This is a genomic window from Larkinella sp. C7, from assembly GCF_006149005.1.
Lineage (GTDB): Bacteria > Bacteroidota > Bacteroidia > Cytophagales > Spirosomataceae > Larkinella.
This window is the reverse complement of the sequence record NZ_VBSL01000005.1, coordinates 620,625-643,545: the sequence shown is the minus strand read 5'-3', so window position 1 is coordinate 643,545 and position 22,921 is coordinate 620,625. Positions and strand designations below refer to the sequence as shown.

Here is a 22,921-nt window from a genome sequence, read left to right as displayed (position 1 = left end):
AAAGGAAATTGGGTTTATTACGGACTAATGCACGGACCAATAAAAGTGTAAAAAGTAAAAATTTTGTACTATTCTTGTCGATCTACAACTGCTTTATATAAAACAAAAATCCTTTGCTACTTTATAAGCTCTTTTGTTTCCTGTAACATTTGTTCATCCGTCAGTATCCTTAGTTTTGGGTCTATTTGAAAAAGCTCATCTGGCAAGGATTGTGCCTTTACTGATTCAATGGTATAGCGGTAATGCCACCCATACTGAGAATCCGTAAACTGAAGTGGCGTCCCTGCAATCTTCCGGAGTGGTTCGAAAAACAGCCCAACAGGAGCGCTTATAGCTTGAGTCACTTGAATATTTAGTGAATCGCTTTTATCCAAACTTGTAAGAACAAACTTCTCGGTAGGCATCGATAATAAACTAGATTTTTGGCCGACTTTTTTAGCGGTATAAGTTTTTAATCGACCTTGTAAGGCAGCAGTTGATCGGCTTATCTTTTCTTCTTCGTATGAGGAGAATAACGCAAACTCGTTCATCCATGGAAATACCTTTAACAGACTATCTTTAGACATGGAAAGCTTTTTTACCAATGAATCAATCGGAATAGAAGGCTTCTCTTCCAACACGGAGTAGATTCCTTTCTGGTTTCTAATCTCGATCATTCTTTTTCGGTCGGTTGAATCAGCCATATTGACATACTGTGTTTCAACCCGGATTAGATCGGCTTTCTTATAAAGCTTAAACTGGACTGGCAGGTACGATGATGGGTGAAGTTCAAGACGACGTACCGTATCGATCCGGTAAATCAAGGTGCCTTCTGAGAATTCAGCTTGGGCCCGGGTTTTATCCACTATACCGAGTGACAGTAGAAAAACTGTAAACAGAATCCAATAACGCATTTCTCAATAAGGTTAAACGGTTGTAAAATTAAATCAAATGACAATCAAATTCCTGGCAAGATAAGGATTTAGAGGAATAGTAAGAACTCCCTGATTTCAAGCCCGAACGAGTAGGCACTCCGCCGGTTTTTTGATCGGTAGGCTAACGGTCACACTCAGCACGAAATAGTCCGTTCCATTGATGTGGACTTTTTGGTCCCATCGCAGGCCTGCCAGGTCCGTTTCGTTTATTGACGTGTGAATAAGTCTATAATAGTTGTAACTTGCTTTTACCATGGCATGCTGCAAACAAAGTGACTATGAAGCGCTGCGAAGGCGCTGCGTCGAACTCAATCAAGCAGGCTGGAAGCAGACAGTGATTGCTCAGGCATTCGGCTTAACTCAAAGTTGGGTCATCCAAACCCTGAAAAATACCATTTGAAGGGTGCCGACGCTTTACTGGAAGGCAAACGCACGGGCGCACCGACTCGCTTGTCGGCGGATCAACTTACCGAACTGGTCACCGAGCTTAAGAAAGGACCAGAGCAGCATGGCTTTCAGGGGGCAATCTGGACGCGACCTCGGGTCAATGCGGTGATTAAAAAGTTATTCGGCATCAGTTACGATCCGTCTTAAGTTGGCCGTATTCTAAAAAAAGTAGGCTGGAGTCGTCAGAAACGCCAGCCCAAAGCTCGTCAACAGAATACAGAAGCGGTTAATCAATGGCGTACTGAGCAGTTACCTGAACTCAATCGGATCACCGAAGCGAAAAAGCCCAGGATGAGCAGCGTGTCATCGTCTATATCGATGAATGCGCCTGTTATTTGCTGCCTTTATTAGCCCATAGCTGGGCGCCAAGAGGCCAAACGCCGATACTCCTTGCGCAAGCCGGTCGTGCATATCTGAATTTTAACGGTCGAATTTATGTAGCGGGGCAAGATCAGCCCTTTAGGGGGCAGACATTGTCTGGTTTTTAAGTCAACTCTGCAGGCGCTACCGGAAGCGGGATTTGCTGGTCATCTGGGATGGAGCAGCCATTCATCGAAGCGAAGCTGTTAAGGCGTTACTGCGTGAACGTCCCAGGCGGATTCATTTAGAACGTTTACCGGCTCATAGTCCTGAATTGACCCCTGTCGAGTTGGTCTGGAACCAACTTAAAGGCAACCTGAAAAACCAAGTATTTACCAATTTAGATGAGTTGACCATAGCCATTCTTGAGCAAGTCAAACGGTTAGAGAAAAACCCTACGTTAATCAATGCGTTCTTCAATAAAAAAGAAATAGCATTTATTATAGACTAATTCACAGATCAATAATTTAATGTCAGTAGCAGCTACTGTGTCCCCTTTGACCCGCTGCCCCTCCGAATTCCATTCGCAGGGTAATACTTTGATAAACGTTGAGAAGTCATTGGAATGAATGCCATCCACCTTTATCCGACAATAAATAATGGCAGCGGCCTCGCGGTTTTGCTTATTACGGCGTAATTTAAAAAGGGTACGCATTTTTTACGGTACATGTTACTAAAACAGTGGTTTTGAGTTACTTAAAAAAGGAATCCAAATCCAAACCTACCATTTTTGTGTCTGACAACAATGATGTTAAAACGTAGTACCTCGGATGAAAAGCAGGTGTACCCCAAAAAATACCGGAATAAATTTTTGAAGCTGAGAATGATGGGGGGTAAAAACGTCAAAAGCCCGCTAAAAACGGGCTTTTGGGGCTGATTTTACTATTTCTGGTGCACTCGTAGGGATTCGAACCCCAAACCTCCTGATCCGTAGTCAGGTGCTCTATCCAATTGAGCTACGAATGCTTTTCCCGTGTTGGGACTGCAAAAGTAAGACAAAAAAGATAAGATTCAAAAAGACAGCCGGAAATTTATTGCCTACTTTCCCGTAAAAACCGCCTTTCGCTTTTGCAAAAACGCCAGAATACCCTCAACTGCATCGTGCGACTGACCCAGTTGGTTCTGATACTGAGCTTCTTGCTCCAGTTGCGTCTCCAGATCGGTGTAGACGGATTGATTCAGGGCTAATTTCATCAAACCGATGGCCTGCGTAGGAGCTGTCGCGTAATATCCGGCGGTTTCGGCCACCACCGCATCCAGTTCCGCTGCCGGAACCGAGCGCGTCACCAGTCCGAGTTGCTCGGCTTCCGGGCCGTAGACCCGCCGTCCCGTGCTGCACAACTCAAACGCTTTTTGGGACCCCAGTAGGCGCGGAAGAAAGAACGTCGAGCCGGCGTCGGGCATCAGACCGATGCCGACAAACAGCAGCGATAAATAGGATTCATTCGTGGCAATGACCACATCGCAAGCCAGCGCCAGCGAACAACCCGCTCCGGCGGCCACACCGTTGAGTCGGCAAATCACCGGTTTGGGGAGGTTCCGAATGGCCCGAACCATCGGGTGATAGGTTGCCCGCAGGAGGTCGCCCATCGAAAAACCGCCTTCGTTTTGAAACTCACCAGCCGCTTCCTTCAAATCCGCCCCGGAACAAAACGCTTTGTCGCCCGCGCCGGTCAGCACCACCACCCGCACCGCTTCGTCGGCCCCGGCGGCTTCCACCGCGTGTGTGATTTCCTGAATCAGCGACGGGCTGAGTGCGTTGTGAACCTGCGGCCGGTTGAGGGTGATCCGGCCAATACCGTCCGAAACGGAGAAAAGAAGGTGTTCGTACATGATTTTAAGGGTTTATGGTATTCGGTTTACGGTGGTTGATGCCCGATTAAGATTGCGCTAGCCAACACGCGTCAGCCACCGTAAACCATAAACCGAATACCGTAAACTAATTTCAAACCAGCCACAGCACCGTCACCAGGCTCACCACCAGCCCCAGGCCCATTCCGGCGGCAATTTGCGTGGGAGTGTGGGCATTCAGGTGCAGCCGGGCACTGGCCAGCAGTCCCGCCAGAATGATGAGGGCCAGCAGGGGATACAGCAACGTGAGTTCACCGGATTTGATGGCAATACCAAGCAATGCCCCCACCATGCCGCTGATGCCGACGCTGTGGGCGCTGATTTTCCAGAACAGACTGATCAGGCCGACGAGCGTCACCGATACCGTGATGCTCCCCAGCACGATGCCGATTTCGGGCGCCATGTCCGAGAGTTGGGGCAGCCGGAAGGCGAACAGCAGCGTCGCGGTGGTGTAGAGCAACGCCGTCATGAAATACGGCAGCCGACGGTCCTGCAACTCGTTCATGTGCAGGCTGCGAACGTAGCCCGTGCGGTAAAGAAAATAAATCAGAAAAGCCGGGACAAAAAAAGTGCTGATGGCAATCAACAGCAGCAGGCTTAGTTTGAATGGGGTGCCAAAGGTGCTGACACCCAGCGCTCCCGGCACGACAAACAGCAGGATGCTGAACAGAATCGTGGGCATCAGCAGCGGATGAAAAACCGCCGATAAAGCCCGGGCAAGCGTCGTATTCAACGTTTCAGTGTTCGGTTTTCGGTCTTCGGCCAACCGTTGCTCGTCAATCATTTCGCAAAATTAACAAAGCCTGGCGATTTGAGCGCATCGACTTTGTAAAACCCAAAAACTGAAAACGCTCACAATTGTTTCCGCAACCGGGCAACCGGGATATTCAATTGCTCGCGGTATTTGGCGACAGTCCGCCGGGCAATGTTGTAGCCACGCTCATTCAGCATTTTTTCGAGTTTATCGTCCGAAAGCGGATTGCCTTTGGGCTCGTGGTCGATAAATTCCTTCAGAATGTTTTTCACTTCGCGGCTGCTGACGTCTTCACCCGAATCGGTCGCGATGCCTTCCGAGAAAAAGTATTTGAGCGGATAAATCCCGAATTCAGTCTGCACGGCCTTGCTGTTGGCCACCCGCGAAACCGTCGAAACATCCATGTCGATGAGGTTGGCGATGTCCTTCAGAATCATCGGGCGGAGCTTGGTTTCGTCGCCTTCCAGAAAAAAATCGTACTGAAATTTCACGATGGCGTTCATCGTTTTCAGCAGCGTGGCCTGGCGTTGTTTGATGGCGTCGATAAACCACTTGGCGGCATCGAGCTTCTGCTTGACAAACGACACGGTTTCTTTCAGCGAACGGTTGTTTTTGTCGCTTTTCTCGTACGTATCCAGCATTTCGGCAAACGACCGGCTGATGCGGAGTTCGGGGGCATTCCGGGAGTTGAGCGTCAGTTCGATTTTGCCGGCGTTGTTGGAGAGTATAAAATCCGGAATCAGGTACTGCACCGCGCCGTCTTCGCCCTCGACCGAACCCGGTTTCGGATTCAGTTTGGTGATGATCTGAATGACTTTTTTAAGCTGCTCTTCGCTGATATTCAGCCGTTTCTGGATCTTGTCGTAATGTTTCTTGGAAAACTCTTCAAAAAGGTCTTCGATGATCCGGATGGCCAGCGGAACGGCCGGGTCGCCGGCGTCTTTCCGGTGCAGTTGCAGCAGCAGACATTCCTGGAGCGACCGGGCCGCAATGCCCGGCGGATCGAAGGTCTGAATCCGTTTCAAAACCGTTTCCAGTTCGTCCGTATCCGTAAAGATGCTGTGCGAAAACGCCAGGTCGTTCACAATGGCCTGCATCGACCGCCGGATATAGCCGTCGTTTTCGATGCTGCCAATGAGCTGCATGCCAATGATTTCCTGCCGTTCGTCGAGGTTCAGGTATCCAAACTGCTGCATGAGGGTGTCGGTGAGCGTCGAGCGGTTTGCCACCGGCATTTCACGGTCTTCTTCGGTATAATTGCCGTCTCCCTGCATTTTATACCCGTTGTAGTCATCTTCGTTCAGATAACTCCCCAGATCAACGTCGTCGTTGCGCTCTTTGTAATCGTCGTCGTAGTCATCCGAAAACGGGTCGTCGTTGTTGGTTTCTTCGAATTCGGTATCGGGTCCTTCTTCCAGCGCCGGGTTGATTTCCAGTTCTTCTTCAACACGGGTTTCCAGTTCGGCAGTCGGAATCTGCAACAGTTTGATAAACTGAATCTGTTGAGGAGACAGCTTTTGCTGAAGAGATTGGGTAAGGCTGAGTCTTTGCATAATCACATACTATATTCGGAGACCACAAATTCCTGACTCGGGTACATGTGGTCGCGCCTATCAAATTCCAGACCAATTTTAAAAAAAAATGTTTTGCGTCCTACTTAATTTTGTATCGGTATGCACCGTGGTCTGATAATCAGTACTTTAGTGGTTATATTTTTTAGTAAGTGGATTTTTCATTCTTGAAGTAACTACGTCATATTTCACCGAATGCCGTAACTTTACCACCGTCTTTCACTTATTACTTTTCAGAATGAGTCTTCTACCTGTCAAACAATTACTCGCGTCTGAAACGACCGGCCACACCATCACCGTCAAGGGCTGGGTTCGAACCAAGCGGGAAAGTAAAAATGCCATTTTCATTGCCATCAACGACGGTTCGACCATCCACAACCTTCAGGCGGTTGCCGAACCGGGGCAGTTCAGTGAAGAAACCATCCGGCTGGTCACCACGGGCGCGTGTGTCGCCATCACCGGAACGCTGGTGGAGTCGATGGGGTCGGGGCAGAAAGTGGAAGTAAAAGCAACTGATATTCATATCTACGGACCCGCCGACCCGGACAAATTTCCGCTGCAACCCAAGAAACACTCGATGGAGTTTCTGCGCGAAATCGCCCACCTGCGCCCCCGCACCAATACCTTTGCCGCCGTGCTGCGCATCCGGCACGCGCTGGCGTTTGCCGTTCACCAGTATTTCAACGACAACGGTTTTTTCTACCTCCACACGCCCATCATCACCGCATCCGATGCCGAAGGGGCGGGGGAGATGTTCCGCGTCACGACGCTGGATCTGGACAAGCTGCCGCGGACGGACGAGGGCGCTATCGACTACAAACAGGATTTCTTTGGTCGCGAAACCAACCTGACGGTTTCGGGGCAACTCGAAGGCGAACTGGGCGCGCTGGCGCTGTCGAAAATCTATACGTTCGGGCCGACCTTCCGCGCCGAAAACTCCAACACCACGCGCCACCTGGCCGAGTTCTGGATGATCGAGCCGGAAATGGCGTTCTACGAACTGGAAGACAACATGAACCTGGCTGAGGATTTTGTGAAATCCGTCATCGGCTACGCCCTGGAACATTGCGCCGACGATCTGGCCTTTCTGCAAAACCGCCTGATCGACGAGGAAAAGTCAAAACCGCAGGCCGACCGCAGCCCCATGCCGCTGCTCGAAAAGCTCGATTTTGTGGTGAAAAACGACTTTCAGCGTCTGACCTACACCGAAGCAATCGACATCCTGTTGCAGTCGAAACCGCACAAAGAGAAGAAGTTCCAGTATCCCGTTGGTTGGGGCATCGATTTGCAATCCGAACACGAGCGGTTCCTGGTCGAAAAGCACTTCAAAAAACCGGTGATCCTGACCAACTACCCCCGCGAAATCAAGTCGTTCTACATGAAGCAGGACGATGAATCGTCGGCAGCTCCCGGACCCACGGTGCGGGCGATGGACGTGTTGTTTCCCGGCATCGGCGAAATCATCGGCGGTTCGCAGCGCGAAGATGATTATGAAAAACTGCTGGCGCGGGTTCAGGAGGTGGGTATCGATCCGGCCACAATCTGGTGGTTCCTCGAAACCCGTCAGTTTGGTTCCGCTCCGCACTCCGGTTTCGGCCTGGGCTTCGAGCGGCTGGTGTTGTTCGTGACCGGGATGAGCAACATTCGCGACGTTATTCCGTTCCCCAGAACGCCCAAGAGCGCCGAATTTTAAGCAAAAATACCTGAATGCCAGTAGGGGAGAGGGACCGGTTTTCGGGCTTCTCTCCTTTTTTTGGCTTTGCTCTTTCAGGGCTCACGTCTGATAACCCGGTTTCGCTTTCGCTCATCTCCTTTTTCCTAAAGAGTTCCTGTCACGCTTCTTGACAATTGGTCTCCTTTTTGCTACTTTTAGTGAATCCAGTGCAACACTTTTCCAAATTCATTCGTACTTGCTGACGAACAGGATCTACAATCGGAAAAACCGGCCTGGAAATACATCCGTAGTACCTGTCTACTAATGAACACAGAAGATTTTGTCTGAAACGACGGGACTTCTCACCACATTGAAGGCTTGAGTTTCGAACAGACAAGCCGATTCGCTGCTGATGCCCTTAACCTATGGGTATGTCTTAAATATTTTAACGGGATTTTCAGTAAGAGACTTTTGGCGTCTTTTATACTGAAAAACTGCGTACAATCCTGTTTTCCTAAACCCCTTTTTTGCCTGATTAATTCATGACGATTACTGCATATAGCGGTTGCTTATACCCATATGTTGTATCGTTATGAGATTAACGTGCGCTCGTTATAATTGATAAAAGCAGAAATAATGCAAAAAATAAATGCTTTTATTCATTTATTAATTTGAACATACGAGCATAAATCCCCATTCCATACCGTGCTGTTTTCGTTTGGTTAATTCCCGAAAAAATTATCTTTATTCGGGAAAATGGGAGAGGTGCGCCTATTGAGTTTTATTTTGTGATTTGCCAAAATTGCAAAATTTAATAGTTGTTCATGGGTTACATTTATACATATTTTGCACAGACTTGTACAAAATTGACGAGTTTGATTTGGAAACCGACTCTTCCTTGTTTTACTGTTTTTTTAATTTTTACATTTAACGGCGTTTGTTTTTAACAGTCGCTCAATCTTAACCATAACTAATGATGAAGAAACATTTATTATTAAGCCTGTTAATGGCTTGTACGACCTGGGTATGCGCCCAGGCTCAGGATCGAAAGATCAGCGGGGTCGTCAGGTCGGATGAAGACGGGACGCCACTCCCCGGCGTTTCGGTTGTCAGCAAGGGAACCACCATCGGTGGCAACACCGACGGAAACGGAGCCTACTCCCTGAATGTATCGGGCAGCAATCCGGTTTTGGTCTTCAGTTTTGTGGGCATGATCACCCAGGAAGTGCCGGTCGGAAACCGCTCGACGGTCGATGTAGTCCTGGTATCGGACGCCCGGCAGTTGCAGGAAATTGTTGTAACGGCCCAGGGCATTGTCCGGGAGAAAAAAGCACTGGGCTACGCGGTCACCACGGTAGAAAGCAAACAGATTTCCGACCGTCCGCAGGCCGATGTCGGGCGGGTGTTACAGGGCAAAATTCCGGGCGTCAACATCACCGCCACCTCGGGCGTGTCTGGAACCGGCACCAACATCACGATCCGGGGCTATTCGTCCATTACGGGTTCCACCCAGCCACTGTTTGTGGTCGACGGCATTCCGTTCAACTCCAGCACCAACTCCCGGGGCGGTTTTACGGGGGGCGGTCAGTCGGCTTCCAGCCGGTTTCTGGATCTGGACCCGAACAACATCGAAAACATCAGCGTGTTGAAAGGGCTGGCAGCCACCGTTACCTACGGCGATCAGGGGCGAAACGGGGTGATTCTGGTAACGACCAAAAACGGCAGCAGAAAAGCGCGGGCAACCGAAGTGAGCCTGACGCAGTCGTTCTTTACCAATACCGCTCACCTTCCCGATTATCAGAATAGTTACGTCGGCGGTTTTCAGCAGAACCTGGGCTACTTCTTCAGCAACTGGGGACCCACCCTGGCCGAAGCCGCCATTTATCCATCGCAGAACACCAACACGGCCCTGACCCAGCACCCCTACGCTTTTCTGAGTGTGGCGGCCACGCGGGCGGCTCTGGCTCCGTATGTTGCGTCGGTGAGCCCGTATGCCATGCAGGTCTATCCGAACAACGTGAAGGACTTTTTCCGCACCGGCAAAATATCCAACACGTCCCTGAATGTGTCGGGCGGGGGCGAAAAAGTGAGCTTCAACCTCTCGGCCGGTTACAACAAGGAAGAAGGTTACATCCCGGAAAACGGGCTGACCAAACTCAACCTGGGGTTAGGCCTGAATGCGCAGTTGAGCAAAAAAGTGAACATCATTTCGTCGTTCAACTTTGCCCGCACCGATCAGTATTCGCCCCCCCTGAACGCCGGAACCGGAAACAACTCGCTGGGTGGATATCCGTCGGTACTGGCCAACGTGATGTATACACCGCGTCAGGTGGACTTGATGGGCTGGCCTTATGAGAATCCGGTCGATGCCAGTTCCGTTTATTTTCGGAGTGGCAATGACATTCCCAACCCCCGTTGGATTTTAAAAAACTACAAGACAACCGGCGTTGTGAACCGGCTTTTTGCTACCACCTCTATTAACTATGATATTGCGAAAGACCTGATCCTTGTCTACAAAGTCGGGTTGGATACCTACACTGAAAAGCAGGAATACAAGTTCAACAAGGGGGGCGTTGATTTTGTAAACGGTTTTTATAATACGTATGATATCCAGAATACGATCTGGGATAACAGCATGATCTTGTCCTACAACAAATCGATCAACGACGGGGTCGTTTTGTCGGGACGGATTGGCGGTAACATGCGGAATGACGTCACGAACGGCCTTTTCGTGACGAGCCAGAATCAGTTGGCCCGGAATCTGTTCCGACACAACAACTTCATCGACAACGTTGCCGCGGATGGCATGACCGAACAAACCCGGATTGGGATCTTTGGTGAGATAACCGCCGACATCAACGACTTTTTGTTTCTGAACCTGGCCGGCCGGAACGACTGGACCTCGACCGTGGAAACACCGAACCGCCGGATTTTTTATCCCTCCGCCAGTGTCTCGTTCGTGCCGACATCGGCTTTTAAAGGCTTGCAGTCCAGCAACCTGATCAACTTCCTGAAGGTTCGGGCGGGTGTTGGAACTTCCGCCGGTTTCCCCAATCCCTACAGCACCCGCAACGTGCTGAATCAGAACGCCAGAGCGTGGCTGACCTCGTCCGGGGCAACGGTACAAACCCACTCGGTCGACAACGGACTCGGCAACGCCAACCTGAAACCCGAGTTGCACACCGAAGTGGAGCTGGGCATCGAAGGGCGGCTTTTCAACAACGCCCTCAACTTTGACGTCACGGCGTATCAGCGCAACACCCGGAATTTGATCACCAGTACACCCCTGGATGCATCGACGGGCTATACCGCCACGACGATCAACATCGGGAAAATCCGGAACGAAGGCATCGAAATCAGCCTGTCGGCAACGCCCGTCAAAGTGGGCGATTTCTCCTGGGGCGTAACGGGCGTCTTCTCACGCAACCGGCCTAAAGTACTCGACCTGGGTGGTACGTTACAGGAAGTTCAGGTGGCCGGTTTTGGCGGAACGCTGGGTAATTATGCCGTTGTGGGTCAGCCCTTTAACGTTATCAAAGGCACCGGTTTCCGTCGGAACGGGCAGGGGCAGTATCTGATCGATGCCGGTGGGTATTTGCTGGCGACCACCTCGCCGATTGTCCTGGGCGATCCCAACCCGGCGTTTACGAGCAGCCTCATCAACGAATTTAGTTTCAAAGGCTTATCGCTCAACGTGATGATGTCGTACCGGCACGGCGGAGCCATGTATGCCTCCACGGCGGGTGCCTTGCTGGGTCGGGGCATGACCACCGACATTGGTCTGGAAACCGGGTTCGACCGGGCGCAAACGCTCGTGATTCCCGGCGTCAAACTGGCCGATGGAACCCCGAACGACATTCAGATCACGGCTTCGGATTTCTATTTTAACAACTACTATTTCTTCGGGGATGAAGGCCGGATTTACGACGGTTCTACCATCCGTTTGCAGGAAGTATCGCTGTCGTACCAGTTACCCAAGAAACTGCTGGGCAAGACCTTTTTCAAAGGCATTTCCGTTTCGTTGACGGGTAATAACCTCTGGTACAGAGCGATCCACATTCCGAAGGGGCTCAACTTCGATACCGATAACCTGGGTCTGGGGGTCGGCAATGGCATGGGCTTCGAGTTTCTGACGGGGCCGAGTTCCAAACGGCTTGGCGGAACGTTGCGGCTGACTTTCTAATCCAAAAACCGGCTAAAGACGCTGAATGACGCACGTTAAGTGCTTCATCATTCATTCAAAAAATAAATCAATCAACCGATGATCAAGAAAATAAGCACAACCTTGTTGGTTTTGTGTCTGGTCGTACTGAATTCCTGCAAGCTGGATTTATTGGATAATCCGAATGCGGTAACGACCAGTAATACCGACATCAACTACCTGCTCAATCAAATCGAGCTGAGCTACGCCGGTCACTTTAACTCGCTGAGTGATCCGGGTATGCGACTGACCCGGATGCTCAACCAGGGTTCGGCCATTTATGACAATGCGGTTTCGCCGGGCAACTTCGACGGTGCCTGGACTACGGCCTACGCGGCCATTCTGACGGACGTGAAAACCCTCATTCCCCTGGCCGAAAAGGCGGAATTGTTCGTTCATGCCGGTATTGCCCGGACGTTGCGGGCCTCCGTTCTGATCAATCTGGTGGATGCGTTTGGGGATGTCCCGTACACGGAAGCGATCGACCCGACCAACTTTAACCCGGGTGTCGATGCGGGCGCTACGATCTACAAATCGGCGCTGACGGAACTGGACGAAGCCATCAAGAACTTTGCCGCTACCTCCAAAGCCGGAGCTACCAACGACTTGTTGTATGCCGGGAATGCCGATAGCTGGACGCGGTTTGCCAACACGCTGAAATTGAAAGTCTACCTCAATATGCGGTTGACCGACGCTGCGGGTTCAACCACCGCCATCAATTCGCTGATTGCCGGGGGGAAACTGATTTCGACGGCGACGCAGAACTTTGCCTTCAAATTCGGTACCAACCTGACCAATCCGGATACCCGCCATCCCCGCTACGGAGGGCAGTATTCGTCGACCGGGGGCGGTGATTACCAGTCGAATTCGTACATGGGAACGCTGTATTCATCCAAAGGTTTTCCGGACCCGCGCATTCGGTATTACTTCTACCGCCAGACGATCAAAAATCCGACGGATGTCAATGCCTTGCGGTGTGTGAACAACTCAAAACCCGCGCATTATTCAGACTCGGATGTGTTCTGCCTGCCGTCGACGGTGGGCTACTGGGGCCGCGATCACCTGAGCAACGAAGGGATTCCACCCGATGGGTTGTTGCGGACGGCCTGGGGTGTTTATCCGGCGGGTGGTTCCTTCGACAACGATGCGGGTGTCCCGGTTTCGCTGGGTGCCGGTGGGGGCGGAGCGGGCATTCATCCCATCATGATGCGGTCTTTTGTGGACTTCATGCTGGCCGAGTCAGCCCTGACTTTAGGCACAACCGGCGTGGCGAAAGACCTGCTGAAATCGGCAATTGAAAAATCGATGGCGGATGTGCGAACCCTGGCGCTGGGCACCAACGAAGCCGGCAAAATCGCCACCTTCGAAGCCGCAAGTGGCACGGTCTGGGCTACCGAAGTGACGAAGTACGTCACCAAAGTCCTGGCCGACTACGATGCCGCCACGACTAATTCCCAGAAACTGAACATCATCGGAACGGAATACTGGCTGGCCTTGCACGGAAACGGCATCGAAAGCTACAACCTGTATCGCCGAACGGGCAAGCCATCCAACCAGCAACCGGCGCTCGACCCCAGTCCGGGCGGTTTTCCCCGCTCATACTATTACCCGGCTTCCTACATCACCCGGAATGCCAAAGCGGTGCAGAAAGCCAATGTAACGACCTCGGTTTTCTGGGACAACAACCCGGCCGGGATGCTGAAATAACCCGGTTTCGAGGTTATGAAAGAACTTTGATCATTTATTAAAAACATAATTAGATGAAAAACCAGATGATCTTTCTGTTTTTAGGATTGTTCGCAATGGCCTGTAAAACAGACATAATTGATCGGATTGATGAATCCAGCATGGAGCAGGGCGGGTATGTCCGGACGGTGACGCCCTATCCTGTGACCAATGCAACGTTTAGTGCCAGCAAAGCCAATATGAGCGGTACGAAAATGGAGATTGTGGCGGAAGCGGTCACCCCGAACCAGGGCGCTTTGTTTGCTTCCTACGATTTGTCCATTGCCTTTGTAGACGCGACTCCGGCCAACGGAACCAAAACCACAACGGCAGTCGCCCTGAAGTCCATTGCCGCTTCGGCCTTTGCGAAAGATGCCAAAACGGGGTATCCGCGAGCCACCATTTCCGTAACGGGAGCCGAAGCATTGGCCGCAACAAAACTGGCCTTAACGGACATCTCAGCCGGTGATCGGTTTGACATAACCGCCGTGATGAAATTAACGAATGGGAAATCGTATACGGCCAGCAATACCGGTGTCAATATTACCGGCGGAGCCTTTTATAGTTCACCCTTTGCGTATCGATTGAATGTGGTAAATTAACGGTTTTGTATTTTTAAAAAGGGCGGATCACCTCAGGGAGATTCGCCCTTTTTTCTTTTTAATAGACATTTGTACAAAACAGGATTCTATGAATACATATATATGTAAAAAATAAAGCTTAAACCCAGAAAGTTTAAGCTTTAAACATATCATTAACCTAAAAAAATATAGGGAATATAATGAAATATTTCCACTAAAAATTGAAGCATAAAATATATAATAAAAAGTGGTTGGAATTTTATAAAATATGATTTAAATTTTTATAAAATAGGAACGTAAGCGGTTTAATTATTTTCATCATTCCAGGCGGTACCTCTTCGTCAATCGGCCTTGCGTTAGTCTTTTCTCGAAAGCTTGGATCAGGATTAGGCGAAAGGGCGGTGAAAAAATCGGCCATTGAAGTAGTAAATTCTGAGAGCCAGCGGCTTTGGTCAGGAGTGAATACCCGTATGGATGGCCCATGAAGTGCTCTTTTTCCAATGGATTTTCCTTGCCGATGCTGAGTATCCTGCTTTTTGTTATGGCCTCCTGTGGCCGAAATCAGGACGCGGAGCAGAAGCGGGAAAAGAGAATCTCGGAATCAATCGCCGTTTTGGGGGCTTTGCCGAAATCGGTGATCGATCCACCGGACAACCCCACGAATGCAAAAAAAGTTGAGTTGGGGCGGTTTCTGTTTTATGACCCGATTTTGTCCGGCAACCGGGATGTCGCCTGCGCTACCTGCCACCAGCCGGAATTTAACTACGCTGAATTTCTGGAAACCTCCATTGGCGTCAACGGAACCGGCAGCGACAGCAAACGGCAGTTCCGGCTTCCGAACACCATTCCATTCGTCAAACGAAACTCTCAGTCCGTTCTGAATACGGCTTTTAACGGCATCCAAAACCACGGGGAGTATGATCCCCGGCTGGCTCCTATGTTCTGGGATATGCGCGCCAAAAGTCTGGAAGAACAGGCCTTACTGCCCATCACAACGCTGGAAGAAATGCGCGGCCATTCGTTCGCGGAAGAAGCGGTTCTCGACGAAATTATCGACCGAATTCGAAAAATTCCCGAATACCAGACACTGTTTTCCGAAGCATTTTCGGGTGAAACAAACCCGGTTCACGCCAAAAACATGGCGAAAGCAATTGCTGCCTACGAACGAACGCTGGTGGCCAACAACGCCCGCTTCGATCAGTATATGCGGGGCGACAGCAACGCACTGTCACTGAGTGAAAAAGAGGGGCTGAATCTGTTTCTGAGAACCGGCTGTGCCAAATGCCACAACGGCCCCATGCTGTCCGACTTTAAACTGCACACCCTGGGCGTTCCCGACACGCAAAACCGGAAAGAATCGGATGCCGGTATTAACAATGACTACGCTTTTCGGACGCCGACCCTGCGCAATCTTCGCTACACGGCTCCCTATATGCACAGCGGGAAATTCGTCACGCTGGAACACGTCCTGCAGTTTTACGAAGACATTTCGGGCGGCAAACTCCCCAATCCGCACGTTTCGGCCCGCCAGATGGACCCGTTGGCCACGCAGATGAACGTGAATTTCCGCGACATTTCCGGCATCGTTGAATTCCTGAACACGCTCAATGACGACACCTTCGACAAAACCGTGCCGACCCGCGTCCCCAGCGGTCTGAAAGTCAAAGGCAATGTGGACTGAACGGGTTTACTTCAACGTCTCCTGCAGCCACGAAAAAAACTCCCGCTGCCACACCAGTGCGTTCTGCGCACTTAGCACCCAGTGGTTTTCGTCGGGCAGATAGAGCAATTTGCTCTTGATGCCCCGCAATTGGGCGGCCTGGAAGGCCTGCAAACCCTGCTCGATCGGAACACGGTAGTCGCGGCCCCCCTGAATGATGAAAATCGGCGTGTCCCAGCGGTCTACGAAGTTGCTTGGCGACTGGCTGTAAGTCCGCTGGGCTGCTGCGTTCTTTTTGTCCCAATACGATCCGCCAAAGTCCCAGTTGACAAAAAACAGCTCTTCGGTGGTGCCGTACATGCTCTTGAAATCAAAGACGCCGTCGTGCGAAATGAAGGATTTAAACCGCTTGTTGTGAACCCCCGCCAGTGCAAAAACTGAATAACCGCCAAAACTCGGACCGACGCAGCCCAGACGGTTTTTGTCCACATACGGTTCTTTGGAAACGGCATCGATGGCGCTCAGATAATCCCGGATCACCTGCCCGCCCCAGTCTTTGCTCACCTGCTCGTTCCACTGGGTGCCGTGGCCCGGCATCCCCCGGCGGTTCGGTGCCACCACGATGTAACCCTGCGACGCCATCAACTGGAAATTCCAGCGGTACGAATACATCTGGGTTAGCGCCGACTGCGGACCACCCTGGCAGTACAACAAGGTGGGGTATTTTTTGGACGCGTCGAAACCGGGCGGATAAATGACCCACACCAGCATCTTTTTGTTGTCGGTTGTCGTCACAAAACGGCGTTCGGTTTTGCAGATTCCGGTGGTTTTCAGCACGGCATCGTTCACGTGGGTGAGCTGCGTCATGGCGCCGTTGGCCAGATCGACCGTGAACAGTTCGGTGGGGTGGTTCATGTCGGTGCGGGAAACGACGAGTGTATTCGCCGATTGCCCGACGATGCCGGTGACATCGAAATCGCCTTTGGTAAGCTGCGTAATGATCGGCATCATTTTCGTGAGGCCCGGATACGTCACCCTGAACAACTGAATCGTGCCGTCGATGGGCGCCGTGAAGAAAAGCGACGAACCGTCCTGGCTCCACTTAAACCCCTGAACGTGAAGGTCGTCCCGTTGTCCGGTCAGGTTCATTTTGGTGACGCCGTTCCAGACGATCAAATCCTGTTTGTCGGCTTCGTACCCGTCGCGTTTCATTTGCAGCCAGGCCAGTTGCCCTTTGGCATTGTAGTCGGGATTGACGTCGTAGCCTTTGTTTTCTTCGGTCAGATTCCGGGTCGTTCCCGTCGTAATGTCGTATTCGTACAGGTCGGTGTTGGTGCTAACCGCGTAGGCCGTACCGGTTTTCTTCTTGGTCACATACACGATGTGTTTGCCGTCGGGATTCCAGATAAAATCTTCGTCGCCACCGAAGGGTTTTTGCGGACAGTCGAACTTTTCGCCCGGCATAATGTCTTTCCCTGCTCCCGGCTTTCCGTTCACCAGCGGAGCCACGAAAACGTGATCGTATTTGCCGTCTTCCCACGTATCCCAGTGGCGGTAATTCAGTGAGGTGTAGACATACGCATTCGATTTTTTCAGATCGGGATATTTGTCGGTGCTGGCAATGTCTTCCAGTTTTACGGCTTCGCTGCTGATGATAAACTTGCCATCGGACGAAATCTTGGTGTTGACCAGCAAGCTGTCGGCGTTCGAAATTTCGGTCGCCGGCCCCCCGGTTAGCGGTATTGTGTAGGTTTTGCGCGCACTTTTGTTTTCCTCCGCATTGGGGGTACTGACGGAATAGAGTACCGCGTTTTTGTTTTTGGAAATGCCCAGCCCCGACACCCGGCCCCATTGCCAGAGTTGTTCGGGCGTGAGCGGATTTTGCGCCTGCGTGGCCAGTGAGAGCAGCAAGAAGCCGCCCAGCCATCCTGTTTTTTTCATGGGAAATCAGAAGAAGTCTTTCGGCTTCAAACATACGGATAATCCGGCATTTTTAGACGGCGCACGCCCTGGTCCGTTTCCAGTGTGTGGAATCGCCCGGTGGAACTGATAAAAAGTAGATTGTTACTTGGAAAAACTATTGTCATTTTTTGTACAGGCAACCAAAAACTTGCCTTATGTTTACGGCCAGTTTTAGGGGAAAAACGGGCCGGATTTTGTATTTTTGAAAACTGAACCAGGTTTGTCCGGCTCTCTTGAACCCGGTTTTGTGTTCTTTAATTTTCACCGGATGAAGCGGTTTTTAGGCGTTTTTTACTTCCTGTTGGCGGGGATACAAGGCTCATTCGGCCAGGGCTATCAGCAGATGAAAGGCCAGGTTGTGGACCAAGCGACGGGAAAGCCGGTCGAATTTGCCTACGTCGGCGTCAGTGGCAAAGCCTGGGGGACGCTGGCGAATCGGGAAGGGCGGTTTTTGCTGAACTACCCTAAAATCGATTCGCAGAAGGATGGCGTCATTTCGGCGGCAGGCTATCAGAATACCGTTCTGCCCCTCCGAAACCTGAAACCGGTCGATTCCGTTGTCATTAGGCTGGAACCCGTGGTCAGCCCCCCACTGGCGGTTTCGTTCCGGAAGCAAACCGACGGGCGGTTGCTGGTTTTTTCGGCCCTGAAAGCCATCCGTACCAATTTTCAGGCGACACCAACTGTGTTGACCGGTTTTTACCGCGAGATGCTATCGACCGATACCGCTTGCTGGAACGTACGGGAAGCCATTCTGAAAGTGGAAAAGCTGCCCAGCGTGCAAACCGAATTGCCGGAAAAAGTAAAACTGGTGAAAGGGCGGCAGGCTGTACGGAATTCGCTGCCGAAAGCGTTGGAAGGATACGCGTTTCCGAACGGAGCCGCTATTGTGACGCGCAGCATGGAGCTGGGGCCACCGGAGTATTGGGACGGCGACAACCTGAACGATTACGAATTCCGGCTGGATTCGGTTCTGACCGGCTGCGACAACCGCCCGGCTTACCGGCTGGTCTTTGCGCCGGTGGTGGGTCGGCGGGTTCGGGCAGCCCGGAAAGGCGAAGTGTTGATCGATACCGCCAGCCGGGCCATTGTCCGGATTGCGTATGAATTTACGCCCGAAGCCGCGGGAGAGGTGTTGAAGACCAACCTGAAAGCGGTTTTTGAGAACCTGACCGGTCGGTCGAAGAAGGACGTAAAGCGGATTTATAGCCACAGCCAGTATCGACAGTTGAACGGCAAATGGTTTTTGCAGGACGCGCGGCTGGTGCTGGAAACGCAGTTTTCGGTAGCCACGAATTCGCCGATGATGGCGGTCATTGCCCTGCATTTTGGCACTGGTGAATACGCCAGATCCAACGGGCAGACCGTTCAGGAAACGGAGGTGCTGACAACCACCGAAAACCTGCCGAAGCAGACCGGAAAGTTGGACGACCGCTTTTGGGGGAATTTCAACACCATTCTGCTGACGAATGCCGAACGATTGATTTTGCCCCCGCCCCCTAAAGGGGAGAGGGCGCGGAACCATCCGGAGTAAGCAGCGTCCTCTCCCCTTTAGGGGGCGGGGGCAGTAGATAACAAAACCAATGAACGAAACAGAAACACTGAATCCCGTTGATTTTCTGAAGCAATATTACGGTTACGACCGGTTCCGGCCCATGCAGGAAACCGTCGTCCGGACCTTGCTGGACGGCCGCGATTCGCTCGTGCTGATGCCGACGGGCGGAGGAAAGTCGGTGTGCTTTCAGATTCCGGCGCTGATGAAACCAGGCGTTTGCGTGGTGGTGTCGCCCCTGATTGCGCTGATGAAAGACCAGGTCGAGGCCCTGTTGCTGAACGGGATTCCGGCGGCTTTTCTGAACAGCACGCAGGGTAGCCGCGAGCAGCGGGAAATTGAGCAGGATTGCCAGGCGGGCAAGCTGAAACTCCTCTACGTTTCGCCCGAAAAAATGCTGTCGGAGTCGTTTTTCGTGTTTCTGAAAACCTTGCAAATCAGCTTGTTTGCAGTCGACGAAGCGCACTGTATTTCGTCGTGGGGGCACGATTTCCGCCCGGAATACACGCAGTTGGCGATGTTGAAAAAGCAATTTCCTGACGTGCCGGTGGCTGCGCTGACCGCCACCGCCGATAAACTGACCCGCCAGGACATCATCAACCAGCTTCACCTGAACGACCCGGCGGTTTTTGTAGCATCTTTCAACCGCCCGAACCTGAGCCTGAAGGTATTACCCGGACTGAAACGCATTCAGCAGATCGAGCGGTTTCTGGCCCTGCAACCCGACAATTCCGGCATTATCTATTGCCAGAGCCGGAAATCGACGGAAAGCCTGGCGGCCAAACTGCAGGAAAAGGGCTACCGGGCCGGGTATTACCACGCCGGGATGAGTGCCGAAAGCCGTTCGCAGGCGCAGGAAGAGTTTGTTCGGGACGATATTCGCATCATCTGCGCCACCATTGCCTTTGGCATGGGCATCGACAAGTCCAACGTGCGCTGGGTGATTCATTATAACATGCCCAAAAACCTGGAAAGCTTTTACCAGGAAATCGGCCGGGCCGGGCGCGACGGTTCTGCCGCCGATACGGTTCTGTTCTACAGCTTTGCCGACGTGGCAAGCTGGAAGGAAATGCTGTCCGAAAATGCCCCGGCCAATCTGGGGTTGCAAATGGCGAAGCTGGAGCGGATTCAGCAGTATGCCGAAGCGCATTCGTGCCGGCGTCAGGTTTTGCTGAGTTACTTTTCGGAAGAACTCACCGAACCCTGCGGCAACTGCGACGTCTGCCAGAACCCACGGGTGATGTTCGACGGCACCGTGCTGGCCCAGAAAGCCCTCTCGGCGATTGTTCGGCTGAAGGAACAGGTGCCGGTCAACACGCTGATCGACGTCCTGCGCGGTTCGCGGAACCAGACGGTGATGCAAAATAATTACCACCTGATTAAAACCTACGGCGCGGGCAGTGATCTGAAATTTGACGAGTGGCGGAGTTACATCCAGCAACTGATCAACATCGGGGTTATTGAAATTGCTTACGACGACCACTATTCGTTGCGACGCGGGATTCTGGCGGATGCGGTTTTGTTTCAGGATCGGAAAATTCAACTGATCAAACCGGAAGATGCGGCCCAGCTCAAATCCGAACAAAAACCGAAGACCAAAACCGAAACGGTTCGCGACGATCTCTTCGAGCGGTTGCGGGTGTTGCGGAAACAACTGGCCGACGAACAGAACGTGCCGCCGTATGTGGTTTTCACGGATTCGTCGCTGGAAGAAATGAGCCGCCTGCGCCCCACCACGCCCGAAGCCTTCCGAAACGTGAGCGGGGTGGGAGACCGGAAGCTGCAATTGTTCGGGAAACGGTTCATGGAAGTCATTGCCGGGTTTCTCACCGGACAGGCGCGCGAAGGCACGACCTTGAAAGGATCAACGCATTTGCTGACCTTCGAACTCTACCAGCAGGGTAAAACCGTTGACGAAATTGCGGAGGAGCGGAAGCTGTCTTCGTCGACCATCGCGATGCATTTAATCTACCTCGCCGGCAACGGATATGAGGTTGATCTGGCCGGTTTGGTCGACACCGCCGACCGCCTTGAGATTGAGCGGGCCATTGCCCGGGTGGGCGTGGAAAACAACGCGTTAAAGCCCGTGTATGACGCGTTGCAGGGGCGCTACGATTACACCAAAATCCGGATTGTGGCCGCCCTGCTCGGCCGTATTCTCTGAGTATTCTATGGCGTTAGTAGGATTGCCGTTTAGTAATTTATACAGACCTGAATTTGGTAAAGTCCAGAAAATCAACTAGCTTCGTATGAATGACTTTTTATTAAACCGTGACCGTCGTGTTGACGTAAACAACAACTAAGTCTGTTTTGATAAAAGAAGCAAGTATTATTCTGATGCTGTCGACGCTTAAAACCATCGGTTTGTCGGCACCTTTGGACGTACATTCAAGAGAGTTTACGTCCCATTCCAATGGCACCGTTAGTGTAAGGTTGCCGGGAACCGAAACGATCCAAAGTTTACAACCCGTACAATTTTGCGGGGAGTTTGTTCCCCTTCGGCAATCCAACGTTACCAGACGTTGGGTAACGGTTTTGCTCAAACAATCCCGTCATCGGGATTATCTGCTCCGGCTTCGGAAACGAGCGGTAAAGTTTTTTCCGGTTATCGAACCCATTCTGGCCAAGTACAACATTCCCAAAGACTTTAAGTACTTGCCATTGGTTGAAAGCGACTTGTCGGGCACCAGCACATCCCCCAAGGGCGCTGGTGGATACTGGCAGCTGATGCCCCAAACCGCCCGCGACAATGGTCTGATTGTCAGACATGGACTCGACGAACGGAGGGATCTTTATAAGTCGACCGTGGCCGCCTGCCGGTACCTGCGTGAGTTGCACCGCGAATTGGGTTCCTGGACGCTGGTGGCTGCCGCTTACAACAGTGGCGTTACCCACGTTCAAAACCGTATCGACCAGCAGGGCATCCGGAGTTATTACAACCTGCGGCTCCACCGCGAAACCAGTACGTATCTGTATCGTGTGTTGGCCTATAAAGAGTTGCTGACCCGCCCCAGGATGTACAGCGATATGCTGAGCCCCGCCGTGCTGGCCGACCTGACCCGGCCTTTACCGGGCGAGCGTTTCCAGCCGGGTGTTGAACCCATTATCCATGCCTCCGGCGAACCGGGTCTCGAACCCGAGCCTACCTGGGGGCCACGCAGCCGGAATCTGCTGGAAGAAGCCCTCGCGCAAATCATCGGTGAATCGGAAGACACCAGCGGTGCTTCGGATGCCGGTTCCACGTCGATGACGGCTTCTGCCGCCCAAACCCCGACGGCGATGGCCGGATTGCTGGGTCTGCGGGTGTTGCGGTTCCGCCGGACGCGGCTGTGGCAGGTTTTCCTGGCCGCCAAACGCAAAATGCAACCCCTTTTCGATTGGGACTGGGTATAGTAACCGAAATGTTTTACCAACGAAAAAAGGGACGCTCGCGTCCCTTTTTTCGTTGGTAAAACCCCAACCTTTAAGGTTTTATACAGAGAATGCGCAAAAGCATAGAATTCAGCCCTATTAGGGGCTTAACAGCGAAGCGTCGGTAGATCGATCAGGCGATTGTATCTTCAAGGTGCCGTCAGGTACCTAACAACAGGCAGAGACAGGGCTGTTGCGTACCTGATGGCACGCAAAAAAATCGGGTCATTCTCTTTAGCTACCGACGCTTCGCTGTTAAGCCCCTGGCGGGGCCATTC

At 51.9% G+C, this 22,921-nt stretch carries 18 protein-coding genes and 1 tRNA gene; 12 read left to right on the top strand and 7 right to left on the bottom strand.

Annotated elements, in window-relative coordinates:
* Positions 1–116 precede the first annotated feature (116 nt).
* Positions 117–893: a hypothetical protein gene (locus tag FH871_RS16235; protein WP_138992446.1), complete on the bottom strand. Its 777-nt coding sequence runs from the start codon at positions 891–893 to the stop codon at positions 117–119.
* Positions 894–1,167: 274 nt separating this feature from the next.
* On the opposite strand from FH871_RS16235, the gene FH871_RS34190 reads away from it, so the two are divergent.
* From FH871_RS34190 to FH871_RS16220, 4 genes are all read left to right on the top strand, one after another.
* Positions 1,168–1,314, top strand: coding sequence for a helix-turn-helix domain-containing protein (locus FH871_RS34190; protein ID WP_369008800.1), 147 nt, complete (start codon positions 1,168–1,170; stop codon positions 1,312–1,314).
* Positions 1,281–1,508: a helix-turn-helix domain-containing protein gene (locus FH871_RS16230; RefSeq protein ID WP_138992445.1), complete on the top strand. Its 228-nt coding sequence runs from the start codon at positions 1,281–1,283 to the stop codon at positions 1,506–1,508. Before FH871_RS34190 ends, FH871_RS16230 begins: the two co-directional genes overlap by 34 nt.
* A gap of 9 nt (positions 1,509–1,517) precedes the next feature.
* Positions 1,518–1,712: a hypothetical protein gene (locus tag FH871_RS34185; RefSeq protein ID WP_369008802.1), complete on the top strand. Its 195-nt coding sequence runs from the start codon at positions 1,518–1,520 to the stop codon at positions 1,710–1,712.
* Positions 1,713–1,833: 121 nt separating this feature from the next.
* Positions 1,834–2,172, top strand: coding sequence for a transposase (locus FH871_RS16220; protein WP_255516919.1), 339 nt, complete (start codon positions 1,834–1,836; stop codon positions 2,170–2,172).
* Here the strand turns inward: FH871_RS16220 and FH871_RS34180 are convergent.
* The 5 genes from FH871_RS34180 to rpoN all read right to left on the bottom strand — a co-directional run bounded on the left by FH871_RS34180 (position 2,122) and on the right by rpoN (position 5,879).
* Complete coding sequence (locus tag FH871_RS34180; protein WP_369008799.1) at positions 2,122–2,376, bottom strand: Arm DNA-binding domain-containing protein; 255 nt, start codon at positions 2,374–2,376, stop codon at positions 2,122–2,124. The genes FH871_RS16220 and FH871_RS34180 overlap by 51 nt on opposite strands.
* Before the next feature lie 234 nt (positions 2,377–2,610).
* Positions 2,611–2,687 (bottom strand) — tRNA-Arg (locus FH871_RS16215).
* Positions 2,688–2,759: 72 nt separating this feature from the next.
* Complete coding sequence (locus FH871_RS16210; RefSeq protein WP_138992443.1) at positions 2,760–3,554, bottom strand: enoyl-CoA hydratase/isomerase family protein; 795 nt, start codon at positions 3,552–3,554, stop codon at positions 2,760–2,762.
* A gap of 112 nt (positions 3,555–3,666) precedes the next feature.
* Positions 3,667–4,356, bottom strand: a complete 690-nt coding sequence (locus tag FH871_RS16205) for a hypothetical protein (RefSeq protein ID WP_229317326.1) — start codon at positions 4,354–4,356, stop codon at positions 3,667–3,669.
* Between the two features lie 68 nt (positions 4,357–4,424).
* On the bottom strand, positions 4,425–5,879 hold the full coding sequence (gene rpoN / locus FH871_RS16200) for an RNA polymerase factor sigma-54 (RefSeq protein WP_114405090.1): 1,455 nt from the start codon (positions 5,877–5,879) through the stop codon (positions 4,425–4,427).
* Between the two features lie 256 nt (positions 5,880–6,135).
* On the opposite strand from rpoN, the gene asnS reads away from it, so the two are divergent.
* From asnS to FH871_RS16175, 5 genes are all read left to right on the top strand, one after another.
* Entirely contained in the window at positions 6,136–7,590 is a 1,455-nt protein-coding gene (gene asnS, locus FH871_RS16195) for an asparagine--tRNA ligase (protein ID WP_138992442.1), read from the top strand.
* 934 nt (positions 7,591–8,524) lie between these two features.
* Positions 8,525–11,734 (top strand): SusC/RagA family TonB-linked outer membrane protein, encoded by a 3,210-nt coding sequence (locus FH871_RS16190; RefSeq protein ID WP_306439239.1) that lies wholly within the window; start codon positions 8,525–8,527, stop codon positions 11,732–11,734.
* Between the two features lie 78 nt (positions 11,735–11,812).
* The gene (locus FH871_RS16185; RefSeq protein ID WP_138992441.1) at positions 11,813–13,459 is read left to right on the top strand and encodes a SusD/RagB family nutrient-binding outer membrane lipoprotein; all 1,647 of its coding nucleotides are present in this window, start codon (positions 11,813–11,815) and stop codon (positions 13,457–13,459) included.
* A 53-nt stretch (positions 13,460–13,512) separates the two neighbouring features.
* Positions 13,513–14,079 (top strand): hypothetical protein, encoded by a 567-nt coding sequence (locus FH871_RS16180; RefSeq protein ID WP_138992440.1) that lies wholly within the window; start codon positions 13,513–13,515, stop codon positions 14,077–14,079.
* A gap of 460 nt (positions 14,080–14,539) precedes the next feature.
* Entirely contained in the window at positions 14,540–15,739 is a 1,200-nt protein-coding gene (locus tag FH871_RS16175; protein WP_138992439.1) for a cytochrome-c peroxidase, read from the top strand.
* Between the two features lie 6 nt (positions 15,740–15,745).
* Here the strand turns inward: FH871_RS16175 and FH871_RS16170 are convergent, their stop codons facing one another.
* Positions 15,746–17,659, bottom strand: a complete 1,914-nt coding sequence (locus FH871_RS16170) for a S9 family peptidase (RefSeq protein ID WP_138992438.1) — start codon at positions 17,657–17,659, stop codon at positions 15,746–15,748.
* 289 nt (positions 17,660–17,948) lie between these two features.
* Between FH871_RS16170 and FH871_RS16165 the strand changes: the two genes are divergently transcribed.
* The 3 genes from FH871_RS16165 to FH871_RS16155 all read left to right on the top strand — a co-directional run bounded on the left by FH871_RS16165 (position 17,949) and on the right by FH871_RS16155 (position 22,625).
* Complete coding sequence (locus tag FH871_RS16165; protein WP_138992437.1) at positions 17,949–19,214, top strand: carboxypeptidase-like regulatory domain-containing protein; 1,266 nt, start codon at positions 17,949–17,951, stop codon at positions 19,212–19,214.
* A gap of 49 nt (positions 19,215–19,263) precedes the next feature.
* Complete coding sequence (gene recQ / locus FH871_RS16160; protein ID WP_138992436.1) at positions 19,264–21,396, top strand: DNA helicase RecQ; 2,133 nt, start codon at positions 19,264–19,266, stop codon at positions 21,394–21,396.
* Positions 21,397–21,542: 146 nt separating this feature from the next.
* On the top strand, positions 21,543–22,625 hold the full coding sequence (locus FH871_RS16155; RefSeq protein ID WP_133299773.1) for a lytic transglycosylase domain-containing protein: 1,083 nt from the start codon (positions 21,543–21,545) through the stop codon (positions 22,623–22,625).
* Positions 22,626–22,921 lie beyond the last annotated feature (296 nt).

What these genes read in the sequence shown, in the direction of transcription:
- FH871_RS16235 (WP_138992446.1), bottom strand. Translation starts at nt 893, where the DNA reads ATGCGTTATTGGATTCTGTTTACAGTTTTTCTACTGTCACTCGGTATA.
- FH871_RS34190 (WP_369008800.1), top strand. Translation starts at nt 1,168, where the DNA reads ATGGCATGCTGCAAACAAAGTGACTATGAAGCGCTGCGAAGGCGCTGC.
- FH871_RS34180 (WP_369008799.1), bottom strand. Translation starts at nt 2,376, where the DNA reads ATGCGTACCCTTTTTAAATTACGCCGTAATAAGCAAAACCGCGAGGCC.
- FH871_RS16210 (WP_138992443.1), bottom strand. Translation starts at nt 3,554, where the DNA reads ATGTACGAACACCTTCTTTTCTCCGTTTCGGACGGTATTGGCCGGATC.
- FH871_RS16205 (WP_229317326.1), bottom strand. Translation starts at nt 4,356, where the DNA reads ATGATTGACGAGCAACGGTTGGCCGAAGACCGAAAACCGAACACTGAA.
- rpoN (WP_114405090.1), bottom strand. Translation starts at nt 5,879, where the DNA reads ATGCAAAGACTCAGCCTTACCCAATCTCTTCAGCAAAAGCTGTCTCCT.
- asnS (WP_138992442.1), top strand. Translation starts at nt 6,136, where the DNA reads ATGAGTCTTCTACCTGTCAAACAATTACTCGCGTCTGAAACGACCGGC.
- FH871_RS16190 (WP_306439239.1), top strand. Translation starts at nt 8,525, where the DNA reads ATGATGAAGAAACATTTATTATTAAGCCTGTTAATGGCTTGTACGACC.
- FH871_RS16185 (WP_138992441.1), top strand. Translation starts at nt 11,813, where the DNA reads ATGATCAAGAAAATAAGCACAACCTTGTTGGTTTTGTGTCTGGTCGTA.
- FH871_RS16180 (WP_138992440.1), top strand. Translation starts at nt 13,513, where the DNA reads ATGAAAAACCAGATGATCTTTCTGTTTTTAGGATTGTTCGCAATGGCC.
- FH871_RS16175 (WP_138992439.1), top strand. Translation starts at nt 14,540, where the DNA reads ATGAAGTGCTCTTTTTCCAATGGATTTTCCTTGCCGATGCTGAGTATC.
- FH871_RS16170 (WP_138992438.1), bottom strand. Translation starts at nt 17,659, where the DNA reads ATGAAAAAAACAGGATGGCTGGGCGGCTTCTTGCTGCTCTCACTGGCC.
- FH871_RS16165 (WP_138992437.1), top strand. Translation starts at nt 17,949, where the DNA reads ATGAAGCGGTTTTTAGGCGTTTTTTACTTCCTGTTGGCGGGGATACAA.
- recQ (WP_138992436.1), top strand. Translation starts at nt 19,264, where the DNA reads ATGAACGAAACAGAAACACTGAATCCCGTTGATTTTCTGAAGCAATAT.